This is a genomic window from Kitasatospora sp. NPDC038210, from assembly GCF_055600605.1.
Genome location: NZ_JBVJYK010000022.1, coordinates 83351 through 108283 on the forward strand (window position 1 = coordinate 83351; position 24933 = coordinate 108283).

A 24933-nucleotide genomic window follows, 5' to 3' on the forward strand; every position below is an offset into this window, starting at 1 on the left:
GGTGTGACAGCACGCCGGTCGGCGGCGCTGTACAGGTACGGCCACCCCGCCGGCCGCCCACCAACGATCGGTGGGGGCCTCCGTGGTCGTTCCTGCACCGACAACGCTTGGACTCGATACCGTGCCCGTCACGTCGTACGGCCCGTGGCCGACCGCCGAGGAGCAGTCGCACCCTCCGCTGGTCCCGAGGTACTTCGCCGGCATTCCCCCCGTCGGATCCGACGGGGTCCCGACCGAGCGCTTCGCCCCCGTGGACGATCCGGCCGACGACCCCTCGTGGTCCGACGACGCGCACGGCCCGTCCACCGTCGAGCTGCCCGCCGTCACCGGCGCCGTGGACCAGCAGACCGCCACCGCTGTCGCGGACCGCCAGGCCCCGCCCGCGCCCCCGCCCGTGTTCGTCGACGCCTCCGGCCGACGTCAGCGCCGGATCCGCCGGCTCGGGGCGGCGCTGGCCGTACCGGCGGGCGGGTACCTCGTGCTGCTGGGCAGCACGCTGCTCGGCGGCCCCACCGTGAACGCGCCGTTCCTCCCGCTCCCCCAGCCGCCGGCACCGACTGCTCCCGCGTCGGCGGCCACTCCGTCCGAGGCGCCGTCCGACCCGCCGGAGGCAGCGGACCGGCCCAGCGCACCCCCCGCGGTGGCGCCCGCCGCCCGCCAGGCCGACACCGGGCCTACCGGAGACCACCGCCCCCAGGCGAGCGGCGCGCCTTCGCCCGCCGGGTCCGGCACGGGCGCACCCGGCGCCGTCGGCACCGGCTCCCCCGATCCCGTCACCGTCCCCACGTCGCCGCCCAAACCGACACCCGCCGCCCCCTCCGGGCACGGCCGCCCGACCACCCCGCCGGGCAACTCGGGCAACAAGCCCGTCAAGCCCTGACGCCCCCGCGCCCCCGCACCCGCACCCCCGCGCCCCCGCGCCCCCGCGCCCCCGCGACGACACTCCCTCGCCCCGGACCCGAAAGCAGCACCATGAGCACAACACACCGACGACGACGAGCCCCCGCACGCACCCGCGGGGGCCGACGAGGAGTCGTGCGGCAGGGCCCGCTGCGCACCCACTGGCTGCTGCTCACCGCCCTGCTGCTCACCCTCTCCGGCGCCCTGCTGCTCCAGGGGTACACCCAGCACGGCTTCGACGACCGCCCCGACCAGTCGGCCGCACACACGAGCGCGACCACCGTGCCGGAGGCGATCCGCGACGGCGGTCCGGTGATCGACGCCGCAGGACCCGAGCCGCGCAGTGCCACCCCGAAGCCGGGAACCGTCGCCCTCACCTTCGACGACGGCCCCGACCCGACCTGGACGCCGCAGATCCTCGACGTCCTACGCCGGGAGGGGGTGCACGCCACGTTCTTCGTCGTCGGCACCCAGGCCGCCGCCCATCCGGACCTGATCCGCCGGATCGTGGCCGAGGGCCACCAGATCGGCGTGCACACCTTCACCCACACCGACCTCGGCGCCGCGCCCGACTGGCGCCGCTCGCTGGAGCTGCGCGAGACCCAGCTCACCCTGGCAGGTTCGGCCGGGGTGACCAGCTCCCTGCTGCGGCCGCCGTACTCCTCCCAGCCGGACGCCCTGGACGACCGCGGGTGGGACGCCGTACGGCAGGCCGGGCGAGCGGGATACCTGACCGTGCTCACGACTCAGGACAGCGAGGACTGGCGCCGGCCCGGAACCGCGCAGATCGTGCAGACCCTCGACGACGCCCCGGGCGGTCCGGGCCGGATCGTGCTCATGCACGACGCCGGCGGCGACCGCTCGCAGACCGTGGCCGCGCTCGCCGACCTGCTGCCCCGGTTGAAGGCCCGCGGCCTGCACCTCGCCACCGTCAGCGAGGCGGTCGGCCTCGCCGACCCCGTGCGCGCGGCCGGGACCGCCGACCGGCTCCAGGGGACCGCGTTCATCTGGCTCCTCCGGGGCGGCGACTGGACGCTCACCGCCCTGGGCTGGCTGCTGTGGGCGGCCGGCGCGATCAGCGTGCTGCGGGCCGTCGCCGTCCTGGCGGCCGCCCGCCGGCACGAGCGCCTTCGGCGTCGGCCCTGGGGCCCGCCGGTCACCGAGCCCGTCAGCGTGATCGTGCCCGCGTACAACGAGTCCGCCGGGATCGAGGCCGCGCTGCGCTCGCTGCTCGCCTCCGACCACCCGCTGGAGGTGATCGTGGTCGACGACGGATCCACCGACGGCACCGCCGACCTCGTCGAGTCGCTGGACCTGCCGTACACCCGGGTCATCCGGCAGGAGAACGCGGGCAAACCGGCCGCCCTCAACACCGGCATCGCAGCCGCCCGCGCGGAGCTGCTGGTGATGGTCGACGGTGACACCGTGTTCGAGCCGGACGCCGTCCGCCACCTCGTCCAGCCCTTCGCCGACCCCTCGGTCGGAGCGGTCTCCGGCAACGCAAAGGTGATCAACCGCGGTGGCCTGCTCGGCCGTTGGCAGCACATCGAGTACGTGGTCGGCTTCAACCTGGACCGCCGGCTCTTCGACCTCGCCGAGTGCATGCCCACCGTGCCGGGAGCGGTCGGCGCCTTCCGCCGCTCCGCGCTGCTGGCGGTCGGCGGCGTGGGTGAGGAGACGCTCGCCGAGGACACCGACCTCACCATGGCGCTGTGCCGGGCCGGCTGGCGAGTGGTCTACGAGGAGCGGGCCAAGGCCTGGACCGAGGCCCCCGCCTCACTGGACGCCCTGTGGCGCCAGCGCTACCGCTGGTGCTACGGCACCCTGCAGGCGATGTGGAAGCACCGCGGCGCCCTCGTCCAGGGCGGCCAGGCGGGAAAGCTCGGCCGGCGAGGGCTGCTCTACCTGTTGATGTTCCAGGTCCTCCTGCCCCTGCTCGCGCCGGTGGTCGACGTGTTCGCGCTGTACGGGCTGGTCTTCCTGGACCCGGTGCGGATCATCGGCCTGTGGGCGGCGTTCCTCCTGGTCCAGATGCTGATGGGCGCCTACGCGTTCCGCCTGGACAAGGAGCGGCTCGGGCCGCTGTGGAGCCTGCCGTTGCAGCAGTTCGTCTACCGCCAGCTGATGTACCTGGTGGTGATCCAGTCGGTCTTCACCGCGCTCGCGGGATCCCGTCTGCGCTGGCAGCGGATGCAGCGCTACGGCACCCTCCGGGTCCCGACGGGCGGCTGAACCGGGCACGAGCGGCCTGAAGCGGCGACGGGCAGCGGGGAACCGTGCTCCCGGGAGCGGACGTCCGGAACAGCAGATGATCAACTTCGGGGGAAACGTGAACACGCACCACCTGCCGTCACCGGGCGCGGCGAGGGCCGACCGGACTGCCCTCTGCCTGGTCAGCTGGATCCTGACGGCCAGCGCCACCTTCGTCTGGCTGCTGCTGGGCACACTGATCGCTCTGGCGACCATCGGCCGTCACCCGGACCACTCGATCGACTGGGCCGCGGCCTTCGTGCTCCTGCCGCTGGTCTGGACCGCCGGCGTGGCGGCGCTCACGTGGTTCGGCCACGGGCTGACGCGACCCGGGTCGGACCCGAGATCCCGATGGGCCTCGACCGGCTGCGGCGCACTGGCAGGGACCCTGTTGGGGGCGCTCGTGCCGACCGTGGGCCGGTCACCGCTGGACGCCGTCCTCACCCTGCTCACCGGGGCCGGGTGAGCGCTGCAGACCGACTCGGAAGCGACCGGGCACGGCCGGGCATGTGCTCGCTCCGGTGCATCGCGGACGGACCGGGGGCTGACGGCGACGCGGGCGGGCCCCGGCTCCCGGCCGCGACGGTCCGCCCGGCCGCGACGGTCCGCCGGGTCGGCGCCGGCGGACCTCGGTCCCCTTCCTCAGCCCTGAGCCCTCAGTCCTCGTCCCAGTGGTCGAGGACGAGTCGACGGATCCGGGCCGGGTAGGCCCCGGCGAACGAGCTGTGCGGCATGCGTCCTTGGCCGGGGGCGGGCTGGAGTCCGTCGTGGAGGACGACCGGGCCGGTCATGGCGGCCCGCTCGCTGTGGTGATAGCAGTTCATCAGGGGGTGGATCAGGCCGTTCCACGCCTCCGCACGGTCGGTGGGGTGGATGCGGGTGGCCAGGGCCCACAGCAGGTCGGTGTCGTCGGCGGGGTCGATGTCGTCGTCGAGGACGAAGACCCGGGCGTGCAGTCTCCCGGTCCGGGTCATCCCGTCCATGACTTCGCCGATGCGGTGGACGAACTCCCGGGAGTCGGTGTCCGGCAGCAGTTCGCGCCAGTTCGCAGGGACGGTGAGCACCAGCCAGTGGGAGGCCGCGTGCAGGGGTGACCAGGCCGTGGTGATCGGCAGGCCGGCGGCGCGCAGGTCGTGCAGGACGTCAGCGGCGATGCCGACTCCGGTGACGGTGTGGAACTCGTCCACCGGGCGCCCTTCGGCGACGATCGGCCAGATCGGGTCATCGCGGTGGGTGATGCACTCGACGGTGTATACGGGCTGGTGGGAGACCTCGTCGGGGACGTATCCGGCGAACTCCCCGAAGGGCCCCTCGACGGCGGAGCGTTCCACGGACAGGTGGCCCTCGATGACGATCTCCGCACCGGCCGGTACTTCGAGGTCCGACAGCTCGCACGTCACCACGTCGACGGGCTCGCCGCGCAGCGCGCCGATGAAGCCGGCTTCGTCGACACCGTCGGGGAGCGGGATGCCGCCGACGAAGGGGATCGCCGGATCGCCGCCCTGGACGAGTGCGTAGGGCATGGGCTTGCCGATCTTCACCCATTCCTGCCAGATGAGACCGATGTGCTGGGGCGGTATGACCAGGCCGGTCATGTGGGTGCCGTCGATCATCATGATGCGGGCGATCGACCAGTTGGTCCACGAGCCGTCCGGGGTGCGCGCGACGATGATGCCCCAGGTGTTGAGGTACCGGCCTCCGTCCTGCTCGTGGACGCGGGGCACCGGGAAGCGGTCCAGCGTCGCGTCCTCGCCGAGGAGGACGTTCTGCTTGCAGGGGGCCTCGGCGCGGGGCACGCGCCGGGTCGGCACCGGGGGCATGTCGCGGGTCGCCGCCAGCGTGTCCACGAGCTGCGCGGCGGTCAGGTCCGTGGGGAGCCCCAGGGAGAGCGCGACACGGGCGAGCGGTTTGCCGGGGACGGAGCTCAGCGAGGCGGGCGCGCCCATCAGGCGGAAGCCGGGCTCCGCCCCGCCGACGTTCTCGAAGAACGGCGCGGGAGCGGTGCGCTCGTAGGAGAGGCGGGTGATCGCCGCGGCTTCCAGGTCCCAACTCACCTCGCGCTTCACGCGTTTGAGGTCGCCGAGGGCTTCGAGTGCGGCGATGTGCTCACGGAGGTCCTTGCGGTGGTTCACGGGTTCGGTTCCTTCACTGGTTGATCCGGAGGGCCGTCGGGCGCGTGGTGGCAGCGGCACGCATGCCTTCCCAGCGCCGGGCCCGTGTGGAGTCGATGCCGAACTGGTCACAGATCCTCGCCACGATGTGGTCGACGACGTCGTCCACGGTGGCCGGATGGTTGTAGAACGCGGGCATGGGCGGCACGATGGCGGCGCCCATGCGGGCGAGGGCGAGCATGTTGTCCAGGTGGATCTCGCTCAGCGGGGTCTCGCGGGGGACGAGCACCAGCTTCCGGCGCTCCTTGAGCGTGACGTCCGCGGCACGGGCCACCAGACCGTCGGCGTAACCGGTGCGTATCCCGGCGAGCGTCTTCATGCTGCACGGGACGATCACCATCCCGTCGGCGGGGAACGAGCCGGAGGCGATGGACGCCCCCTGGTCGTCGGGAGAATGGACGGTGTCGGCCAGAGCCGAGACGTCGCGGGTGCTCAGCCCGGTCTCCAGCTCGACGGTGGCCCGCGCCCAGCGCGTCAGCACCAGGTGGGTCTCCACATCGGGATGCCGGCGCAGTTCCCGGAGGAGCCGGACCCCCAGGACGGCTCCGGTCGCTCCTGTCATTCCGACGATCAGGCGCACTGTGTCTCCCTGTGCTTCACGGTCGCTGTGCTCTCACGGTCGACGGACGGCCCGCGGGCAGGGCCCCGTCGCCCTGTGGGGCCGTCCGGTCATCGGGCCGTCCGGCCGTCGGCTCTTCGGGGCGTCGGCCCCTCGGAGCTTCCGGGCGTCGGGTCGTCAGGCGTTGGTCTTGAGGGTGTCGTCGAGCCAGTCGTAGATGCGGGCCTGGGTCAGACGCATGGCGCCGGGGTGGCAGTGGGCGCCGGCGCCTTCCTCGGCGGTGAACACCATCAGTTCCTTGGGGCAGGTGAGGTGGTCGTAGAGCTGCTCGGGCTGGCCCTTGAAGAACATGTCGTCCTCGGCGTCGCAGACCAGGGTGGGGCAGCGGATCTGTTCGGCGATGCCGCCGGCGAGGCTGTAGTCGAGGTAGGAGGCGTTGAAGGCCCGCGGGGTGTCGACGCCCATCACGTACATGCCGTGGTTGATCGCCCAGCGGGCGATCGGGTCCGTGGTCATGATCCGGTCGAGGGCGGCGTCGAGTTCGGGGGCGGACGGGGCGCGCAGGAGCTGCTCGGCGTCCTCGCGGGTGCCGGGGATGTTGCGCACGGAGGTCTGGCCGAGGTCGTAGAGGCCGTCGACGGCGACCAGCGCGGCCAGGCGGTGCTCGAACGCCGCGGCCCTGGGGGCGAGGACGCCGCCCATGCTGATCCCCAGGAGCGCGATGCGGCTGTCGTCGACCTCGGGGAGGGTCTGGGCGAAGTCCACGACGGGAGTGATGACGTTCTCCCAGTCGGGGCGGAAGACCAGGCCCTCGCGGTGGCGCGGCCCGGGCATGCCGGGGCCGTCGAAGACCAGCACGGTGTAGCCGCGCTCGACGCCGGCCAGCGCGCCGAAGAAGTGGAGTTCCTCGGCGGTGCCGTCGAAGCCGTTGTGCATGATGAGCGTGGGGCGCGGTGTGCCGGAGTCGTCGGCGCGGTAGAGGTAGCCGGGCAGGGTGGTGTCCTCGTACGGGATCTCGACCGGCTCGATGACCGGGGTGAACAGTGCGGCCGCCGACCGGAAGCAGGCCACGCTGCGCTCGTAGGCGTGGTCGTGGCGGGGGTCGCAGGGGTGGCCGTGCAGGAAGAACTCGGCGGAGCGGTAGTAGTTCGAGGCCCGCAGGAAGGCGTCCCGGGCGCTGACCGTGTGGCCGGCCGCCAGTGCCTTGCCGGCGTCGCGGGAGACCCGGTCGGCGGTGGCCAGCCACTCGGTGTACCAGCTTCCGTAGTCGCCCTCGGTGATCCGCTCGGCGGTGGAGACGACCTCGCCGAAGTCCGCGCCGCCGTAGGCGATGTGGCTCATCGAGCGCAGGGTCTCGTACCAGAACTGGATGTTGTTCGGGAACAGCAGCTGCTTCATCACACACTCCCCTTCACTCGCAAGCACAGATTTGTGCTTGCGAAGAGGACTGTAGACCCCTGCACCCCTGGAAGCAAATATCTGTGCTTAGGCGGGTTCGGGAGGGTGGACCGGCGAGAGACGCCGGGGCGGGGCCGCCCGCCGGAGGCAAAGCGCAGGCAAAGTACGATCGGTGCGCTCGCGTCCCCGACCCTGTCAGGAGTACCCCGGATGGTGTTCAAGCGGCTTCTCGGCGCCCTCGGCGTCGGTGGACCCACCGTCGACACAGTGCTGTCCACGCCGACCGTCCGGCCCGGCGGCAGCGTGCACGGCCAGGTCGACCTGGTCGGCGGCGACCGCGACGCCGAGATCAACGGCATCACGCTGTCCCTGGCCGCCCGGGTCGAGGTCGAGCACGAGGACGGCGAGAGCCACACCGTCAAGGAGTTCGCCCGGGTGCACGTCTGCGGCCCGATGCGGCTGGCCGCCGGGGAGCGGCGCGCCGTCCCGTTCGCCTTCCCCGTGCCGTGGGAGACGCCGCTGACGGCGATCGGGGGCCACCACCTGGCGGGCATGGTGCTCGGGGTCCGCACCGACGTGGACATCGCGGGCCAGCTGGACCGGGGGGACACCGACCCGCTCGCCGTGGAGCCACTCCCGGTGCAGCAACGGGTACTTGAGGCGCTGGCGGCGCTCGGCTTCCACTTCCACCGGGCCGACCTGGAGGCCGGGCGGATCCACGGCACGGGCCAGACGCTGCCGTTCTACCAGGAGATCGAGTACAAGGCGGCGCCGCAGTTCGCCCGGCGCTGCAACGAGATCGAGCTGTCCTTCGTCACCGACCCGCACCGGGTCGAGGTGGTGTTGGAGTTCGACAAGCGCGGCATGTTCCACAACGGCGACTCGGTGCGCACGTTCCTGTTGGACCACGCAGCCGGCCAACATGACCTGACCGGCACGGTGGACGGCTGGATCCGCGGCGTGCTGGGCCACTGACCGCACACCGGACCGTCCACCCGGCAGCTTCGGCGCTCCGGCGCCGGCGCCCGCGCCGCCGTGACGGGGTGAACGGTGAAGGCTCCCCCGGTACGACCGGAGGAGCCTTCAACGGTTCCCTTGGTTCTGCCCGTCCACCACCGGGTGCACGGGCACGGCGGTGTCCGCGGCGGGCGGCCGCACCCCCGTCGCGGCCGCCCGCCGGCCCTCGGGCCGGTCGGAAGCGACCGGGCCGAGGGCCGTCACGCGCGTCTCCCCATGCGCACTACCGCTCGTAGACCACTTCGGGGAAGCGCGGCGACGGGCCGTCCAGGAGGTGGTCGTCCTGGCCGCGCAGCCAGCGGTCGAAGAACGACGCGACGTACGAGCGGGTGGCGAGCACCGCGCGGTCCGGGCGGACGTCGCCGACGTCCTCGGTCAGCTTGTCCCCGCTGATCGCGCCCTGGCGGGCGAGCTGGGGCAGCAGGGACTGAGCGTCGGTGTAGGAGCTGTGGCGGGAGCCGGTGAGGGTGACATCGGCGTGCCAGCCGGTGCTGTGCTGCCACAGGGCGTCCCAGCCGGGCTGCTGGTGGTAGCTGCCGGAGTCGGGGTTCTGGGTGCCCATGAGCAGGAAGGGACGGGTCAGGCCGTCCTCGGCGACGGTGGGCAGGTGGACTCCGGTGCCGTCCGGGCCGGGGAAGTGCAGCTGGCCGTCGAGGTTGACGCCGACCTTGAGGCGCGGATCGTCGTGCATGGTCTGGAGGGCCGTGGAGCCGCCCCCGGAGTGGCCGACCATGCCGATCCGGTCGAGGTCGAGGCTTGCGGCGAGGCCGGCCGGCAGCTGCTTGTCGTGGCGCAGCCCGGCGAGCCGGTCCAGGACGAAGCGGGTGTCGTCGACCCTGGTCTGCAGCGTCTTGCGCAGGAGGGCGCCGATGTCGAGGCCGGGCTGGGCCATCAGCGCGGGGAAGACGGAGGTGGCGAGGTCCCCGTCGGGGAAGGCGACCTCGGAGGCGTCGTAGGTGTGGTCGACGGTGACGACGACGTAGCCGCGTGAGGCGAGGTCCTCCACCAGGCCGGTGCCCCAGGTGCGCGGGTCACCGAAGCCCGCCGAGTACAGCACGACGGGTCGTTTGCCGCCGGGGAGGGCGGGCGCGTCGGTGCGGGCGTGGGTGCGGATGCCCGCCCAGTCGGTGCGGCCGGGTTCGAAGCCGTAGTCGCTCTGGGCGACGCTCCCGGCGCTGCCGAAGTGGTCGGCGGCGGCGGGGTCCATGTACGGCGCGCGGTCGTCGCCGGTGGCGGGCCGGGTGGTCGGGTACCAGAAGCTGATCATCAGTGTGCGGTGCTGCCCGGGCTTCCAGGGATCGTCCCGGGTGTCGTCCGTGAGCCGAAGGGACGTCGTGCCGACCGGGTACGGCCCGGTCGGCTGCGGCAGCCGGGCCCCGGCCTGCTGCTCGGTGCCCCGGCCCGGTGCCGCCACCGCGCCCGGTGCGCCGGCCGCTCCCAGTGTCACCGTCGCCGCCAGCAGCACCGCCGCCACGACCCGTCCTCGCCTGTTCATCGCCGTTCCTCCTCGTGGGGTTCCGTCGTCGCTTTCACCACGGGCGACGGTACGGGCGAGGAGGAACGGAAACCGTCATACCGGGGTGCCAAGTCCTCCTGTAGCACTGCGGTATGACGGCGGCGACCGGTCCCGAAGGAGCCTGCGGCAACCGCGCGGCCGGCGGAAGGAGTCAGGCCGGCGGAAGGGGTCGGGCCGGCGGAAGGGGTCGGGCCGGCAGCTCGTACCGGATCGGCTCGCGGACAGCGCACGGTGGACGTTCGCCCGGATCGGGCTCACGCCGCCGCGTCGACGAGGGCCCGGAGCAGGCGCTGCGGGTCTTCGGCGAGCCGGTTGCAGACGTAGAGCCACCATTCCGTACCGAAGACGACGTACTCGCGGGTGGGGTGGCCGCGTTCGGCCATGGCGTCGAGGCGGTCGACCCCGAGGCCGAGGAGGGTCTCGAACTCCCAGGGGGCGCCGTCCTGGTTCCTCCGGCCGATGTGGTGGTCGATGCGGTCGATCAGTTCCCGGTCGTGGGTGGCGAAGGAGCACAGGTGGCCCGAGTCGGCCAGCTGCTCCGCGTACGTCAGGTAGGCAGCGGCCAGTTCCGGGGCTTCCCGCCGGTGGGCGATGCTCTCGGGTTCGAGGAAGGCGCCCTTGACCAGGCGGATGCGGCCGGGACGGGTGAGCAGTTCCGGCAGATCGTCCGCGGTGCGGTGCAGGCGCGCCTGGACGGTGACGCCCACGTGGTCGAAGCGCTCGCACAGCGTGCGGTGCAGCGCCAGCACCGCGTCGGTACGGTCGGAGCCTTCGGCCGAGATCATCATCTCCCGCCCGGTGGCGGCGGTGGCCCGGGCGATGCGGGTGGCGTTGGCCAGGGCGAGCTCGGCGTCGACGGCGAGGCCGACGTGGGAGAGGTCGAGGGAGATCGAGCAGTCGGGCGGCAGGACCCGGGCGGCGGCGAGGAACGTGTCGGTCTCTTCGGTGGCGCGCTGCGGGTCGCGGCAGCTCTCGCCCAGGTACTCGACGCTCACCCGGTGGCCGGCGGCCAGGATCTGCTGTGTGCGGTCCAGGGCGTCCGGGAGGCTTTCACCGGCCACGTACCGACGGGCGACCTTGCGGGCCAGGGGGCCGAGAACGGGGTCGCCGGGGATGCGCCACTTCAGGTCCTCGTCGAGCGCCAGTGTGCGCAGGGCCTGGGCCGTCCGTGCGGAGAGGGCGGCGTCGGTGGTGTGGGTGTGCATGTCGGTTTCCGCGTGGGTGTGCGTGTGCGTGTGGGTGTTCGCGTGGGTGTGGGTGTTCGTGTGGGTTTGCGTGCTCATCCGCTGCCTGGCCGTTCGCGTGGTGGGGGAAACGCTTGCGAGCCTTCCAGGGCGGGGCACCCGCCGGGAGTGGCAGAAACGACGGATATGCTGAAGTTCCTGCCACCGTCGTGAGAGGAGAGCGGGAGCCCGTGCTCCGCGATGTCGCCGTCCTGGCCCTCCCCGGCGCCCACGCCTTCGAGTTGGGGGTGTTCTGCGAGGTCTTCGGCATCGACCGCACCGACGATGCGCTCCCCGGCTACGACTTCGCTCTCGTCTCGGCAACCGGCGACAGCGTGCCGATGCGGCACGGCTTCGAGGTGCGGACCCGGCACGGCCTGGAGCGGCTGGCCTCGGCGGACCTCGTCTGCGTCCCGGCCTACGACCTGCACGCGCGGCAACCGGACCACCTGGCCGAGGAGCTACGGACCGCCGTCGCACGCGGCGCCCGCGTCCTGAGCATCTGCACCGGGGCCTTCCTGCTCGGCGAGGCGGGGCTGCTGGACGGGCGGCGCTGCACCACCCACTGGCGCTACACCGACGAACTCGCCCGCCGCCACCCGAACGCCCGGGTCGAGTCGGACGTGCTCTACGTCGACGAGGACCCGGTCATCACCGGCGCCGGCACCGCCGCCGGCGTCGACACCTGCCTCCATCTGGTCCGCAGGGAACACGGCAGCAGCGTCGCCAACGCGATCGCCCGCCGGATGGTCGCGCCCCCGCACCGCGACGGTGGCCAGCGCCAGTACCGCGAACGCCCCCTCCCCCGGCACGGGACCGGATCCCTTGCTCCCGTCCTGGCCTGGATCGAAGCCAACCTCGACCAGGACCTGACCGTCGACGCGATGGCCCGCCACGCCCATCTCTCCCCACGGACCTTCGCCCGCCGCTTCCTGCAGGAGACCGGGACCACCCCGTTGCAATGGCTCACCGGGCAGCGCGTCCTGCTGGCCCAGCATCACCTGGAAACCACGGACGAGCCGGTCACCGTCGTCGCCCACCGCGCGGGCTTCGGCAGCATCGACACCCTCCGCCACCACTTCGCCCGGCGCCTCGGCACGACGCCGCAGGCCTACCGGCGTACTTTCGGAGCCCCGCCCGGCAGCTGACTTCCTGCCTCTCGCCGGCCGCGGGGCCCGCGCGTCAGCGCGGGCCTTCGGCGTCGGGTCGGGACCTGACGTGCCATCAGGAACCCTGAAGGGGCGCGCGGGCGCCCTGGGCGGGGTTGTCCCCGGGCGGGTCGTCCCCGGCCGGGATTGCCCCTGGGCGGGCCCGCGGCCCCTCGGATCGGCTACCGTGCGGCCGACGTGGCGGCGCCCAGGGCTGCGTCGACAGCGGCGAGTTGGACGCGGACGAGGGCGATGAGGCGGGCGGCGTTGGCCGGTGTGGCGTCGAAGCCGGCGATGGTCGCCCCGACGAGGTGGTTCCCGTCCAGGACGCCGATGCCGATGTGCGTCTCGCCTCCCATGGTGACCGTGCCGCCGGTGGTCGCCGTGCCGAGGCGCGGCGTGGTCAGCGGGGTGAAGCCCGGGACGGCGCGGCTGGTTCGGGCGGCCTGCCGGAAGGCGGCCGCTGCGGCGGAGGAGCTGTCGTAGACGTCGACGGAGAGCGTGACCTTCTTGGTTCCGGTCGGGTCGGCGAGCACGACGGCGATGGTGGCCGTGGGCCGACCGACGGCGGTGCTGTCCGGACCGATGCTGGCGACCCGGGTGACCTCCGGGAACAGCCGTTGGACGGCCTTGAGCGCCAGTGCCGCGTTCACCGACGGTGACGTGCCCGGGCTCTGCACGCTGACGACCGGTGGCGGCGTCTGTGCCTGTGCCGGCACCGCGCACACCCCGGCCGCCAGCGCACCGGCCGCCGCGAGCGACAGCACGGCGAGTGAACTCTTTCGCATGACCATCTCCCGTCCTTGCGGGTACTTCCGTGGCATCCCCCTCCGGCCAGTCTCCCCGCCCGACGCGCCCGTGGCGATGCGAGCGGCCACCGCTCCGCCCGTCGGCCGGAAGCCTCGCCGTCCTGGGCGCCGGTCAGTCGTGACGCTCTGTGAAATCACCTTCGTCGGCTGCACGGTTGCGTGTCGGACCGTCAGTCGGGGGAGCGACTTTGCGGGCGAATGCGACTAGAATCGAGTCGGCCTCGGGTCCCTGTGTGCACCCGGGTCTCCAGGAACGGGACGGGTGGAGCCCGCGCCACGGCCGGGTCGTCCACTCTCACGCGGTAGCCGGCTGACGGGGTTCCGCGCCGGTCGGTACTGCGGTTGCGACCGATCGCCGTTGCGGCCGATCCGCGCATCCCGCCGAATCACTCCTTGCAATCGAGTTGTTGATCATGCATCTCGGATTCGATCGATCCGACTACCCGGGCGACGCCGTCATGCAGTCCCTCTGGGACAACACCCCGCTGGCCTTCGCCGCCGCCTACCTCGCCCCGGCCCCGAGTCACCCCAACACCTCGTGGATGTCGGCCGTACCCACCCTGACCGGCATGGGCTGGGGCCTGGCCCCGGTCTTCGTCGGCCAGCAGGCCCCGGGCGGCCCGGGATCCCACGTGCTCACGGCGGCCCAGGGCACAGTGGACGCGCAGACCACCGAAAGCCTCGGCCAGACTGCCGGCCTGGCTCCCGGCGCGGTCGTCTACCTCGACGTCGAGATCGGGGGGCGGCTCACCCCGGACCACCTCGCCTATGTCGCCGCCTGGGCCAACTCCGTTACCGCTGACACCAGTTACAACCCCGGCGTGTACTGCTCGTTCTCCCAGACCGCCGCTCAGATCACCGCCGAGGTGGGCACCATCCCGGTCTGGGTCTTCCACCCCGTCGACGCCGGGCCGAGCCAGATCGACCTCGCCACCGAGAACCCTCCCGACCCGGCCAACTCCGGCTTCGCCGGCGCACTCGTCTGGCAGTACCGGATGAGCCTCAGCGGATCCGTCAACCTCAACTGGACCGACTCCGCAACGCCCAAGCACCTCCAGCAGGTCGACCTCGACTCGGCCACCTGCCTGGACCCGTCCCACCCCGACCACACGGACCGGAAGGCCACCCGCCGACGCAAGCGGCAGCTCGAACACAGCGGACCGCGCCACGGCGCCCACTGAACCGGGGCCCGCCCTCCCGTCGGCACCGACGGTTCCGTGCCCGCCCGGACCGTACAGGTGCCCCGGGCCGTAGAGGCGAGAGGAACAGTTCCATGCCCGCGTTCGACATCGACATGTCCGATCCGTTCCCCTCGGGCTGCACCGGCGGCCTCGGAGGCCCCAACACGGGCGACCACCAACCGCCGCACTGGTACATCCAGTTCGGCATGGACCTGGCGGCGCCCGGCGGAACGGACGTCTACGCCGCCTTCGACGCTCACATCACCAAGTACAAGCCGCACGACCCAGCCCAGGACACGCCGAAGGTGTACGGTGCCGAACTGTTCATGCGGGCACCGAACGATCTGATGGGCGGCTTCTACACCCACCTCACCGCCGTTCCGTCCGGCCTGGCGGTCGGATCCTCGATCAGCAGAGGCGACTACCTGGGCACGGTCCACAAGGTCGCCTCGACCGCGGCGCACCTCCACCTGGCGCTGGTCGAGATCATCAACGGCACCTACCAGGGCGTGGACCTGTACCAGCTCTTCCTGGACACCGCGAACACCGACGAGGTGACCACCGTGACCTTCATGCAGGACGGCACGCCCCCGACCCACAAGTGAACGTCCCGACGTCCTCGCCCGGCCCGGCCCGGCCCGGCCCGGCCGCAGCAGCCGACTACATCATCGTCGGCTGCAGACCGGGCAGCAGCCAGTCCTGGAAGGGCGCCAGCGCGGCCATCCCCAGGAAGGCGACGCCGGCCACCCGGGCGAGCTGCGGCCCCCGGTACCAGAGCTTCTCCAGGAAGATCAGCACCGCCAGTCCCGCCATCGCCGCGATGTTCATGACGCCCAGCGGGATCAGCGCGATCATCAGTGCCCAGCAGCAGCCGACGCAGTACGCGCCGTGGTGCAGCCCCACCCGCAGGTCGCGCATCCGCGGCCGGTACGAGGCGTAGTGCAACAGCTGGCCGATCGGACTGCGGCAGTGCCGCAGGCAGACGTTCTTGAGCGGACCCAGCTGGTACAGGCCGGCCAGGGCGAAGGCGGCCGCGCCGATCCACTTCCCCGCGTCCGGATCCCGGTCGACCAGGTCGCCGGTGACGGCGAGCGCACCGTAGGCGACCAGGCCGAACACCGTCCAGGCGATCAGATAGCCGGCGATGAACTCGGTGGTGCGGAGCGCCCGGGTGGCGCCGCTGGACTGCCGGGCGATCCCCTTGGCCCAGGTCACCGCGACGGGTGCGACGGAGGGCAGCATCATCGCGGCCATCATCGCCAGCCACAGGGCCAGGAACAGCGGCAGCGCCATCCCCATCGTGCCGGGCCCGATGCCCATGTCCAGGGCCTGGCCCACGGTGAGCACCCAGGCCAGGACAGCGATGAGGACGATGAGTGACCAGGCGACGGCGAGCTCCCGGGCCGGCAGCAGCACCCCCGGCCGCAACGGGTGGTCGTTGGTGATCGGCCGCTGAATCGTACGCATGACGCACTCCCTCGGACCCTTCCAGCACAGCACGGATCCCGGCCCCGCGACACTCCCGCCGCCGGCCACCGCGACCGGCAGCCGGGCCGCCCGCGGACTCCGGCCGCCCGAGGGCCTCACCACCCGGCGCCCGGCGCCCCGGCCGGACGCCCCCGAGCTGCGGTCGGCCGGCCGTCCGCGACCTCGATGACGACCTTGCCGCGCCGGTGTTCCTTCTCCAGCGCCTCGTCCGCGGCGCGGGTCCGCGCGAGGGGAACGACCCGGTCGACCCGGGGCCGCAGCCGTCCGCTCGTGATCAACTCGCTGATGGAGTCGAGCCCGTCGCGGTCCGGCTCGACGCGCCGAGGCCGGCCACGAAGTCGGCGTCGCGGGCCGAGGCGGTCGCGGTGACCCGGGCGCCCAGGGCGGCCGCGATCTGGACGGCGAAGGAGCCGACGCCTCCGGCGCCGCCGTGGACGAGGACGTGCCGGCCCGGCTCCGCGACGACGACCTCACCGGGCCCCGGTTCGGGACGCGGCGCGCTCACGTGGACCAGTTGCTCGGGGCCTCCGCGCCGGTGGGCCCGTACCGCGCGCATCGTGCTCATCGGGCCATCGCCCTCGCTTCCGTGGCACGGGCGGGGCCGTTCCGAAGGCCCGCGCCGCCAGGACCGGCATCACAGGCGGCACCGTCGCCCGGCATCGGCCGTTCAAGGGATCTTCGGCAGGCCGGCCCGGACCTCCTGCCAGGACCGCACTACCCCGGGCTGCCCGGTGGCAGGCGCTGCGTGATCCGGTCGAGCAGGTCCGTCAGCGGCTCGCTGACGTCCCGACCGAACTCGGACAGCCCGTAGGTGACCTGGGGCGGCGTGGTCGGCTCCACCTCCCGCCGGAGCAGGCCGTCCTGGACCAGCGCGCGCAGGGTCTGGGTGAGCATCTTCTCGCTGATGCCCCGGATGCTGTCGCGCAGTTCGTGGAACCGAAGGTCGTTGCTCCGCAGGGAGATCAGCACCCACACCCCCCACTTGCTGGTCACGTGGTCGACCGTGCCGCGCGCGGGGCAGTCGGTGTGAAACACCTCATACCGCTCGCCCGCCCCGGCCTGCTTCAGCTGCGCGCCTTCCCTCATGTTCGTAGCTTACCTTTTGGTACGTTCTTACGAAAAGTAAGCCTGACTCCCTAGCGTCAGCTGCCTCAGCACACAACCGACGAGGAGCTGAACGTGATCGTGGTGACCGGGGCTACCGGGAACGTGGGCCGGCCTCTGACGCAGGCCCTGGCCGAGGCCGGCGAGCAGGTGACGGCGGTGTCGCGGCACGCGGTGCCGGTGCCGGACGGCGTCCGGCACGTGGCGGCCGACCTGGCCGACCCGACGAGCCTGACACCCGCGTTGGACGGGGCGCGGGCGCTGTTCCTGCTGCTGTCCGGCGACCTGCACGCCCCCGGAGCCAGGCCGGCCGACATCATCGCCCTGGCCGCGGCCCGCGGGGTCCGCCGGATCGTCCTGCTGTCCTCGCAGGGCGTGGCGACCAGGCCGCTCGGCCCGTCGCGGGTCGCGATGCGCGCGGTGGAGGACGCGTTGCGGGACACCGGCCCGGACTGGACCGTCCTGCGACCGGGCGGCTTCGCCTCCAACGCCCTGGCCTGGGCGGAGTCCGTCCGCACGCAGGGGACGGTCGCCGCGCCCTTCGGCGACGTCGGGGTGCCGGTCATCGACCCGGCGGACATCGCCGCGGTCGCGGCGGCCTGCCTGCTGGACGAGCGGCACACCGGCGGGGTGTACGAGCTGACCGGGCCGAAGGTGATCACGCCGCGTCAGCAGGCGGAGGCGATCGCCGCCGCGCTCGGCTCCCCCGTACGGTTCCACGAACTCACCCGCGGCGAGGCCAAGGCCATGATGACCCGGCACGTACCGGCGGAACTCGCCGACGACACCCTGGACATCATCTCCGCCCCGAACCCGGCCGAACTGCGGATCAGCCCGGACGCGGAACGAGTCCTCGGCCGCGCCCCGCGCCCCTTCGACGACTGGGTCGCCCGCAACATCGCCGCGTTCCGCTGAGGCGCCGCGCCACCGCACCACCCCGGCAGCCTCGTGCGACTGCGGCCGCACGAGGCTGCCGGCCGGGCGCGTCGCCTCGACCACTCGCCTCGACTACTCGACGTCCGCCGGCACCGCCTCCGAACCCGCGCAGCAGACGGTCTCCTCATCAGCGATCACCTCAAGGCAGCCCCCGCAGAGCCACGCCGTCTCGGGTTCCACGGGCCCGGACACAGTCACCTCGTTGTCACGCACCATCAGCTGCCAGGTGTCCCAGGACTCCTCGCCCTGTGCGTCGATCACCCCGTTGAGCACGTGGTCGAAGGTGAACTCCTCGAACCCGGGCTCGCCTCGGGCATGGGCGCCGGGCTTCAGGAAGTGGTCGACCAGGTAGCGCATCCACTCGGCGGAGTCGTAGAACTTCTCCCGCCGGTTCCATTCGATCGCGGCCCCGTCATCGGTGGGTTCCCAACTGCACCACAGGCCGGGCTGGCCCGCCGGGGGCGTGTTGAACTCGCGGATGTCCGCATCACGGCCCTGTCCCGCGTAGCCGGTGCCGTCGACGAAGTAGGGACCGCTGTCACGGTCCATGCGCCTGGTGCCGGCGAACCTCCGCAGGTAGCCGATCTCCTGTTCGTCGAGCGGCGGTTCCACCGCGATCCGACCGGTGAACTCCGTGGTGTATCCCATGCCCGGCAGGGTAGCCACGCCCTCCGACACCGCAGGCCCCACGGCGGAGCGGTGGGAGTCGGCCCGGGGCCAGGGCCACGGCCTGACGGTGGGAGTGGCTTGCCCGGGAGCGGGCCCGGTGGCAGTGTCCGTTCCCGTGTGTATTGCGGCAGCCGAGGCTGCTTCGGGTTCCCGGATCTGCGTGTCCGGCAGGGCGGAGGGGGTGACGTCGCCATGGCGGAGTCGGATCATGGGTCGACGGCGGCCACGTCGGCCGATGTGGCGCGCGCACGGGCCGACGTCGAGCCTTGCCTTCCGGCTCCGCTGGTGGCTCTGTGGGCCGTGACGGACGGCCTGATGACGGATGCCGGTGTGCTCGTCTACGCAGCCGGGTGCATCGGCGAACGCAACACCACCTACGAAGTCGCGCAGTACGCACCGGGTTTTGTCCTCATCGGCGACGACAGCGGTGGCCGCGGGTTCCTCCTGCGTGCCGATGACCCGTACTCCGCCGTGTACTCGTCGGACCTCGGCGATCTGGGCCCCGAGGACTTCGACGTCGAGTCCGCGGACTTCGCCTCCTGGATCGAATCGTTCCGCCCTGACTCGATCCGCTGACGAACGGGCCCGTCCCTGCCGCTCGGTGCGTTTCACGGCGTCGGAGTGCGGCGCCCGTCCGCACGTGTCCCTCGGCCCACGCGCCGGCATCCTGCGAACCGCCACCGACAAGTCCCTGTTCTCGGCCGGCCGGCCGGGACGGCCTGGGGTGACAGCACCCCGGCCGAGCCGCGCCGGGCGGTCAGTCCCCCTGGGACCAGGCGGCGGTCGGCATCGACAGGTAGACGCCGAAGTCGACGAGTCCGGTCGCGGCGCGCAGTTCCGCGTGGAGCGTGTCCACGCGCTCCTGGCGGTTGGCTTCCCTGTCCGCGGTCCACTTCGACTTGATCTCGATCACCACCGGCAGGCCGCTGCGGTCCAGCGGGCTCAGCGCCCGGAAGCGGATCTCGACGTCCCCGGGCTGCAGATCGCCGTCGTACGGCTCCTCGGGGCACTCCACGGCCAGGGAGACCAGGTGCGGCAGCACCGAGCCCAGCTCGCGCAGGAGGGTTTCGGGCACCGTGGGCGCGTAGGTCACTTCGACGAGCGGCATGCTCCGCACTCTAACCTCCGCGTCGGGCTGCTGTCAGGGGCGGCGGTGCTGTCAGGGGCGGGCGGTGCTGTCAGGGGTGGCGACGGTCAACACCGAGAACGGCCTTCAGCGTTCGCGCGGTGGCGCGCGGGAAGGCGGTGTTCCCGTTGTGGCCGCCGGGGAGGACCACCGGCTCCGTACGCAGCAGTTCGGCCAGCGCCAGCGCACAGCGGTAGGTGTGCACCGTCGGCCGGGTGGTCTCGCCGGTCGCCGGGACGATCCGGGTGGCGCCGGCGGTCGCCGCGGCGCGGGCGATCTCCGCCGGTCCGAAGCCGTCCGTGGTGACGGCGGTGAACTCCGTGGCGATGAAGAACCCGAAAGGCTTCCAGGCTCGTCATGAACCCTTCCGTCGCCGGGCCGGGCAGCCGGAACGGCAGAGCGGACGCGTCGATGCCACCCGCGTCCAGGCCCATGCCCGCGAAGTGGGACACGCTGCGGGGAGCGGGCGGGCCACTCGCGTCGGGGTCCGCGCCGACCGCCTTCCCGTCGACGCCGGAGGCCTCCGTCATCTCTTCGAGCAGGCCACGGCGGTGGAACGCCTCGGCCGAGCCGGCGTTCAGGCCCCGCAGGCCGAGCGGGAGTGCCTTCAGCGGCGAGGTGGGTTCCCGGTCCCGTTCGGTGATCAGGACCGAGCAGCCGGACAGGGCCAGTTCGCCGGCCAGGAACAGGCCGACCGGTCCGGCGCCCGCGATCATTGTGTCGTACATGAGCAATCTCCCGTCGGGGAAGTCCAGTTGGCTGCCCGGCCCGGCCCCGCCCGACTCGACCCCGCCCGGCCCGGCCCGGTGGAGCGGGGTCAGCGCAGGCGGGTGAGGCCGTCGAGGACGACGGCGACGCCGGTGAGGAACTGTTCGCGGTCGTCGTGCTCCCTCATCTGGCCCGCGATGGCGTGCATGAACGGGTGGGACTCGGCGTCGAGGCCCTGCCACGCCCGTGAGGCGGCGTCGAAGAACTCCTCGCGGTCCGCACCCGGGTCGACGCCCGAAGTGCCCCCCTCGACGCGGGCGTTCTGGCTGATCGCGCCGAGGATGTAGTGCACGAGCGTCGAGGCGGCGTCGAACCAACGGGCTCGGGGGACGCCCAGGGCGCCCACCGGCCGGCCGAGCCGTTCGAAGATCCCCACCGTCACCGGGCCGACGGGGTTGCGGATGATCTGGAGGGTCAACCGCGTGGCGAGCCAGTGGTGTTCGGCGACGGCGTCGAACAGGGCCAGTGCGACGACGCGGATCTCGTCCTCGGGTCCGGCCTGCGCCCCGGCGGGCCCGGTCGCCAGAGCCGCGGTGATGACGGTCTCCGTCGCCGTGTCCAGCAGTTCGTCCCGGTTGCCGACGTGGTAGTAGATCGCCCCTGATCCGGTGGCCAGACGGTCGGTCATCGCCCGGACGGTCAGGGCGCCTTCGCCGCCGGCATCGAGGAGGTCGATCGCGGTGTCGATGATCTGCTCCCGGGAGAGCACCTGGTTACGCCGCTGGGTCCGGCGCGCTCGTGTCGGCATGCCTCGAATATGACACGATTGGAGCGCTGAGCCAACTTGGAGCAACGTTCCATCGTGGAAACGGCGCACCTCGGGGCCCGGCAAGCTCACACGGGTGGCCACGCCTCGGAGGGTGGCCACCCGTGGAGCCGAGGCCTCACACCTCGGGCGACGCCTCGTCCTCCCGGCGCTGGCGTCGGCGGTAGTTGCGCATGGACACCTGGGAGCCGCAGCCGGTACTGCAGTAGAGCCCCGCCCCGTTGCGGGTGCGGTCGAAGAAACCGAAATGGCACGGGGGGTTGCGGCACGCCTTGATGCGCCCCCAGTCGCCGGTCTGCGCGAAGGTCGTCACCGCGGCCAGTACGGTCCCGAACACCCGTGGCACCCCTGCCTGCGGCGATGCCAGCTCGACACCACCGGCTGTGACCACCGTCGCCAGCGGGTAGAGCGCACCGGCACGGCGCAGGTGCTGCTCGGCATGCCGGAGCGGCTCGCCCTGGCTCGCCCCGTCGCCCGAGTGCGCGAGCAGCAGGGTCACCAGGGCGTCACGCAGCTCGCGTGCGGCCGCGGCGTCGGCGTCGGTCACCACGGTCTCGCCGCCGAACTCGTCGTGCTCCGCGAGCCACGCCGCGAACGAGTGCCCGTCGCCGAACAGTTCTCGCCGTCCGCCTCCGTCCGCGCGCGTGTTGACGAACGCGAGCACGGTCTCGACTTCCGGCATGACGGTGCGCGGGCTGGGTTTCGCAGATCCGGCTGCAGCGCTGCTCATCCCGCCATCGTACCTCAGCAAGAAGAGGTACTAAGCCGCCTAACAGGCAACGCAGAGCGCCGCCCCGGTTGACTCGTTATGAGCTAACCGCTTACGGTCGCAACATGAACGGAACACCGAACCAGCAGACCAGCCCCCGCACCTGGCTCATCACCGGCGCGACGTCCGGCATCGGCCACGAACTGACCCTCCTGGCACTGGAGAACGGCGACGTCGTCTCGGCACTCGCCCGCGACACCGCTCCCCTGGACGAACTGACCGAAGCGCACGGCGACCGCCTGCTCCTCATCCCTGCAGACGTGCGGGACGAGCAGGCCGTCCGGGAAGCGGTGGAGCGCACGCTCTCGCGCTTCGGCCGCATCGACGTGGTCGCCAACAACGCCGGCTACGGACTCTTCGGAGCCGTCGAGGAAGCCTCCGACCCGCAGGTCCGCGCCGTGTTCGACACCAACGTCTTCGGCGTGCTCAACGTGCTCCGCGCGACGCTTCCGGTCCTCCGCGCCCAGCGATCCGGACACATCCTCCAGGGCTCGTCCGTCTACGGGCAGTCCGCCCACCCCGGTGTGGGGCTGCTGGCCGCGACCAAGTACGCGGTCGAGGGACTGTCGGACGCCCTGGTGGCCGAGGTCGCCCCGCTCGGCATCAAGGTCACGATCATCCAGCCCGGAATGACCGCCACCCCCTTCCTGGCCAACCTCGACGTCGCCGCCGGCCTCGACGACTACGACCGGACCGTCCGCGAGGTCCAGAAGGGCATCGGAGAACTGCCCGCAACCGCGTTCTCCTCCGCAGCCCGGATCGCCGAAGGCATCCGAGCCGCGGTCGACAGCCCCAACCCCCCGCTGCGCCTGGCCCTCGGCACCTCCAGCGCCACCGGCATGCGCACCGCCCTGGAGGCCCGCACCGCGGACCTGGACGACTGGAACGGCGTGACCGTCGCCGTCGACAGGTAACCTCAGGCCCCGCAGGGGGCCTCGGCGCCGACGGCCGAGGCCCCCGCGGCGACGCGGTCCGCCCCCGGGGTGGAGGTCGGCCCCGACGGCCGACGTCGTGCCGCGACGGATGCCGTCCGGACGCCTGCTCCGGTGCGCCGGCGGGTGGCCCTGTGGAACGATGCCGGGATGCTGACCACCGATGAATGGGACTGCATCCGCCGGGACCTCCGCTTCGGGCAGCGCTTCCAGGGGACGGTGACCCTCGTGCCGAACCCGGGCGCCATCGGCGTCTTCGTCGACATCGGCCTCCCGGTCGGCGGCTTCGTGGACTGCCGGCTGCTGCCGGTGGAAGCCGACCGCTGGCCGGCCGTGGGGACGGTCACGGAGTTCGAGCTGTGGTGGGCGGACGAGCGGCAGCAGGTCCGCCTCAAGGCGGTGGATCCGCGGTTCGTGACCGGTGACTTCGACGAGTACCTGGCGAGGTGGCGGCCCGGCTGGCCCGACGAACGGGGCCGGGCGGTCCCGTAGCGAGCGCGCCGGAGCCCGGCCCTGCCCCCCTGCACGAGACGTTCCGCCGGTGGCCGGACTGCCGTGCCGCGTCCCTTCCCTCCCCTCCCCTCCCCCACCTGACGTGGGGGGAGTTTCAGCCCAGGCGAGCCGAGGTGTCAGCCGGGCCGTCCATGCCGACCGCGAGCCGTCGGCACCGCCATTCGGGTCCTGACGGGTTCGTTCCCGGTCGAATCCTGCCCGCGCGCTCGCCCTCGAAGTACCCCGTGGCGCAGGCTACTTCCGTGGCCGTGACCCCGTCCGTGTCAGCACGGACGCGGCCTGAGCGGAAGGACGAACATGACGAGCACACGTGGCCGCGTCGCCGCACTGCTGGGAGCCGTCGCGGTGGTCGCCGGCACCACCCTGGCCACTCCCGCCCTCCCGGCGGCCGCCGAACCGGCCCGGCTCGGCGGCGGGATCACCGGGCAGGCTCCCTGTCCGGACGCGCCCGAGTTCACCTGCGGGACCCTCACCGTCCCGCTCGACCACAGCGGTGCCACCCCCGGCACCCTCGACCTCGTGGTTGCCGTCACCGGCAACACCAAAGCTCCCAAGGGCAACCTGCTGTTCCTCACCGGCGGCCCCGGCCAGCCCGGCGTCCCGTCGATGAAGCGGATCGCGAGCAAGCTCGAACCCGTCCTCAAGGACTACCGCCTGGTCATGTACGACCAGCGCGGCACCGGCCGCGGCGCGCTCCAGTGCCCGGGGCTCCAGGAGGACATGGGCTCCTCCGACCTCGCCGTGCCGCGCCGGCAGTCCGTCGCCGACTGCGCCGCCGCCCTCGGCCCCAACGCCCGCTACTACAGCACCGCGGACACCGTCGCCGACATCGACCTGCTGCGCCACGCCCTCGGCGACCGGCGCCTCACCCTCGACGGCGTCTCCTACGGCACAGTCGTCGCCAAGCGCTACGCCCTCGCCCACCCGGCACACGTGGCCCGCCTGGTGCTCGACTCGGTGGCCCCGCCGCAGGGCTTCGACCCGCTCGACCTGGCCGCGCTGCCCGCCACCGCCCGCGTCCTGCGGGCCGCCTGCCGGGCCACCGGCTGCACCACCGACCCGGCCGCCGACCTCGCCGCCACCGTCCGGCGGTACGGCAACGGGGCGCAGATCCTGAGCGCGCTCACCGGCTACGAGTTCATCGACCCGGACTACGGTGGTGTCCCCGAGATCCTGCACGAGGCCGCCGCCGGGCAGCCCGCGAAGCTCCAGGAGTTCTTCGCGGTCATCCACCGGGAGGTCGACTCCGCCCCGGCCGAGGAGCTCAGCCAGGGGCTGCACTCCGCCGCCCTGTGTGCCGACTCGCACTTCCCGTGGGGCACCGCCGACACCCCCGTCGCGGGGCGCGCGGCGGCGCTGGAGCGCACCCGGCAGCGGCTGACCGCCGAGCAGACCTGGCCGTACGACGCCGCGACCGCCACCGGGCTCGGCAGCCTGCTGGTCTGCCTGGACTGGCCCCGCGAGCCGGTGCCGCCCATCCCGCCGGCACACCGCGAGCTGCCCGACGTGCCGGTCCTGCTGCTCGGCGGGGACCGGGACCTGGCCACTCCGTACGAATGGCTGTACCAGCAGGCCGAGTCGGCACACGACCCGACGATCGTGATCGTGCCCGGGGCCGCGCACTCGGTGCAGAACCGGGCGGCGAACCCGGCCGGACGGCAGGCGGTCTACGACTTCCTGCTCAAGTAGG

General features: G+C 72.6%; 27 protein-coding genes. 12 read left to right on the forward strand and 15 right to left on the reverse strand.

The window, feature by feature from the left end; translation table 11 throughout:
- Positions 1-121: 121 nt before the first annotated feature.
- From ACZ7KX_RS33065 to ACZ7KX_RS33075, 3 genes are all read left to right on the forward strand, one after another.
- Positions 122-880: a hypothetical protein gene (locus tag ACZ7KX_RS33065; RefSeq protein WP_470329681.1), complete on the forward strand. Its 759-nt coding sequence runs from the start codon at positions 122-124 to the stop codon at positions 878-880.
- Positions 881-972: 92 nt separating this feature from the next.
- Complete coding sequence (locus tag ACZ7KX_RS33070) at positions 973-3132, forward strand: bifunctional polysaccharide deacetylase/glycosyltransferase family 2 protein (protein ID WP_470329682.1); 2160 nt, start codon at positions 973-975, stop codon at positions 3130-3132.
- 97 nt (positions 3133-3229) lie between these two features.
- Complete coding sequence (locus tag ACZ7KX_RS33075) at positions 3230-3616, forward strand: hypothetical protein (RefSeq protein WP_470329683.1); 387 nt, start codon at positions 3230-3232, stop codon at positions 3614-3616.
- 190 nt (positions 3617-3806) lie between these two features.
- Here ACZ7KX_RS33075 and ACZ7KX_RS33080 read toward each other — a convergent pair whose 3' ends face one another.
- The 3 genes from ACZ7KX_RS33080 to ACZ7KX_RS33090 form a co-directional block, all read right to left on the reverse strand.
- Complete coding sequence (locus tag ACZ7KX_RS33080) at positions 3807-5282, reverse strand: UbiD family decarboxylase (RefSeq protein ID WP_470329684.1); 1476 nt, start codon at positions 5280-5282, stop codon at positions 3807-3809.
- 13 nt (positions 5283-5295) lie between these two features.
- Complete coding sequence (locus tag ACZ7KX_RS33085) at positions 5296-5901, reverse strand: non-oxidative hydroxyarylic acid decarboxylases subunit B (protein WP_470329685.1); 606 nt, start codon at positions 5899-5901, stop codon at positions 5296-5298.
- Between the two features lie 156 nt (positions 5902-6057).
- Entirely contained in the window at positions 6058-7278 is a 1221-nt protein-coding gene (locus ACZ7KX_RS33090) for an alpha/beta hydrolase family protein (RefSeq protein WP_470329686.1), read from the reverse strand.
- A 210-nt stretch (positions 7279-7488) separates the two neighbouring features.
- On the opposite strand from ACZ7KX_RS33090, the gene ACZ7KX_RS33095 reads away from it, so the two are divergent.
- Entirely contained in the window at positions 7489-8253 is a 765-nt protein-coding gene (locus ACZ7KX_RS33095) for a sporulation protein (RefSeq protein WP_470329687.1), read from the forward strand.
- Between the two features lie 265 nt (positions 8254-8518).
- On the opposite strand, the gene ACZ7KX_RS33100 is transcribed toward ACZ7KX_RS33095, so the two are convergent.
- Together ACZ7KX_RS33100 and ACZ7KX_RS33105 are read right to left on the reverse strand one after the other, a co-directional pair.
- Positions 8519-9790 (reverse strand): alpha/beta hydrolase family protein, encoded by a 1272-nt coding sequence (locus ACZ7KX_RS33100; protein WP_470329688.1) that lies wholly within the window; start codon positions 9788-9790, stop codon positions 8519-8521.
- Between the two features lie 275 nt (positions 9791-10065).
- Positions 10066-11016, reverse strand: coding sequence for a proline dehydrogenase family protein (locus ACZ7KX_RS33105; RefSeq protein ID WP_470329689.1), 951 nt, complete (start codon positions 11014-11016; stop codon positions 10066-10068).
- Between the two features lie 209 nt (positions 11017-11225).
- Between ACZ7KX_RS33105 and ACZ7KX_RS33110 the strand changes: the two genes are divergently transcribed.
- Positions 11226-12182 carry a GlxA family transcriptional regulator gene (locus ACZ7KX_RS33110; protein ID WP_470329690.1) on the forward strand — a complete coding sequence of 319 codons (957 nt, stop codon included), beginning with the start codon at positions 11226-11228 and terminating at the stop codon, positions 12180-12182.
- Between the two features lie 182 nt (positions 12183-12364).
- Here ACZ7KX_RS33110 and ACZ7KX_RS33115 read toward each other — a convergent pair whose 3' ends face one another.
- The gene (locus tag ACZ7KX_RS33115; RefSeq protein WP_470329691.1) at positions 12365-12970 is read right to left on the reverse strand and encodes a hypothetical protein; all 606 of its coding nucleotides are present in this window, start codon (positions 12968-12970) and stop codon (positions 12365-12367) included.
- Between the two features lie 434 nt (positions 12971-13404).
- Between ACZ7KX_RS33115 and ACZ7KX_RS33120 the strand changes: the two genes are divergently transcribed.
- The gene (locus ACZ7KX_RS33120) at positions 13405-14172 is read left to right on the forward strand and encodes a glycoside hydrolase domain-containing protein (RefSeq protein WP_470329692.1); all 768 of its coding nucleotides are present in this window, start codon (positions 13405-13407) and stop codon (positions 14170-14172) included.
- 92 nt (positions 14173-14264) lie between these two features.
- Positions 14265-14777, forward strand: coding sequence for a peptidoglycan DD-metalloendopeptidase family protein (locus ACZ7KX_RS33125; protein WP_470329693.1), 513 nt, complete (start codon positions 14265-14267; stop codon positions 14775-14777).
- Between the two features lie 55 nt (positions 14778-14832).
- Here the strand turns inward: ACZ7KX_RS33125 and ACZ7KX_RS33130 are convergent, their stop codons facing one another.
- From ACZ7KX_RS33130 to ACZ7KX_RS33145, 4 genes are all read right to left on the reverse strand, one after another.
- A complete protein-coding gene (locus tag ACZ7KX_RS33130; protein ID WP_470329694.1) occupies positions 14833-15639 on the reverse strand; it encodes a DUF2182 domain-containing protein in 807 nt (268 codons plus the stop codon).
- Between the two features lie 116 nt (positions 15640-15755).
- The gene (locus ACZ7KX_RS33135; RefSeq protein ID WP_470329695.1) at positions 15756-15938 is read right to left on the reverse strand and encodes a zinc-binding dehydrogenase; all 183 of its coding nucleotides are present in this window, start codon (positions 15936-15938) and stop codon (positions 15756-15758) included.
- Positions 15935-16225, reverse strand: coding sequence for a hypothetical protein (locus ACZ7KX_RS33140; RefSeq protein ID WP_470329717.1), 291 nt, complete (start codon positions 16223-16225; stop codon positions 15935-15937). Before ACZ7KX_RS33140 ends, ACZ7KX_RS33135 begins: the two co-directional genes overlap by 4 nt.
- A gap of 149 nt (positions 16226-16374) precedes the next feature.
- The gene (locus tag ACZ7KX_RS33145) at positions 16375-16746 is read right to left on the reverse strand and encodes a winged helix-turn-helix transcriptional regulator (RefSeq protein ID WP_470329696.1); all 372 of its coding nucleotides are present in this window, start codon (positions 16744-16746) and stop codon (positions 16375-16377) included.
- Between the two features lie 93 nt (positions 16747-16839).
- Between ACZ7KX_RS33145 and ACZ7KX_RS33150 the strand changes: the two genes are divergently transcribed.
- Entirely contained in the window at positions 16840-17679 is an 840-nt protein-coding gene (locus tag ACZ7KX_RS33150; protein WP_470329697.1) for an SDR family oxidoreductase, read from the forward strand.
- A gap of 93 nt (positions 17680-17772) precedes the next feature.
- On the opposite strand, the gene ACZ7KX_RS33155 is transcribed toward ACZ7KX_RS33150, so the two are convergent.
- The gene (locus ACZ7KX_RS33155) at positions 17773-18348 is read right to left on the reverse strand and encodes a hypothetical protein (protein ID WP_470329698.1); all 576 of its coding nucleotides are present in this window, start codon (positions 18346-18348) and stop codon (positions 17773-17775) included.
- Positions 18349-18561: 213 nt separating this feature from the next.
- Here ACZ7KX_RS33155 and ACZ7KX_RS33160 point away from each other — a divergent pair, with 213 nt between their 5' ends.
- The gene (locus ACZ7KX_RS33160) at positions 18562-18945 is read left to right on the forward strand and encodes a hypothetical protein (protein ID WP_470329699.1); all 384 of its coding nucleotides are present in this window, start codon (positions 18562-18564) and stop codon (positions 18943-18945) included.
- Between the two features lie 181 nt (positions 18946-19126).
- On the opposite strand, the gene ACZ7KX_RS33165 is transcribed toward ACZ7KX_RS33160, so the two are convergent.
- From ACZ7KX_RS33165 to ACZ7KX_RS33180, 4 genes are all read right to left on the reverse strand, one after another.
- A complete protein-coding gene (locus tag ACZ7KX_RS33165; RefSeq protein WP_470329700.1) occupies positions 19127-19477 on the reverse strand; it encodes a hypothetical protein in 351 nt (116 codons plus the stop codon).
- Between the two features lie 86 nt (positions 19478-19563).
- The gene (locus tag ACZ7KX_RS33170) at positions 19564-20223 is read right to left on the reverse strand and encodes an FAD-dependent monooxygenase (protein WP_470329701.1); all 660 of its coding nucleotides are present in this window, start codon (positions 20221-20223) and stop codon (positions 19564-19566) included.
- Positions 20224-20312: 89 nt separating this feature from the next.
- On the reverse strand, positions 20313-21011 hold the full coding sequence (locus ACZ7KX_RS33175; RefSeq protein ID WP_470329702.1) for a TetR/AcrR family transcriptional regulator: 699 nt from the start codon (positions 21009-21011) through the stop codon (positions 20313-20315).
- A 136-nt stretch (positions 21012-21147) separates the two neighbouring features.
- Positions 21148-21759 (reverse strand): CGNR zinc finger domain-containing protein, encoded by a 612-nt coding sequence (locus ACZ7KX_RS33180; RefSeq protein WP_470329703.1) that lies wholly within the window; start codon positions 21757-21759, stop codon positions 21148-21150.
- A gap of 104 nt (positions 21760-21863) precedes the next feature.
- Here ACZ7KX_RS33180 and ACZ7KX_RS33185 point away from each other — a divergent pair, with 104 nt between their 5' ends.
- The 3 genes from ACZ7KX_RS33185 (at position 21864) to ACZ7KX_RS33195 (ending at position 24932) form a co-directional block, all read left to right on the forward strand.
- The gene (locus ACZ7KX_RS33185; protein WP_470329704.1) at positions 21864-22712 is read left to right on the forward strand and encodes an SDR family NAD(P)-dependent oxidoreductase; all 849 of its coding nucleotides are present in this window, start codon (positions 21864-21866) and stop codon (positions 22710-22712) included.
- Between the two features lie 168 nt (positions 22713-22880).
- Positions 22881-23222 (forward strand): hypothetical protein, encoded by a 342-nt coding sequence (locus ACZ7KX_RS33190; protein ID WP_470329705.1) that lies wholly within the window; start codon positions 22881-22883, stop codon positions 23220-23222.
- Positions 23223-23540: 318 nt separating this feature from the next.
- Complete coding sequence (locus ACZ7KX_RS33195; protein ID WP_470329706.1) at positions 23541-24932, forward strand: alpha/beta fold hydrolase; 1392 nt, start codon at positions 23541-23543, stop codon at positions 24930-24932.
- Position 24933 lies beyond the last annotated feature (1 nt).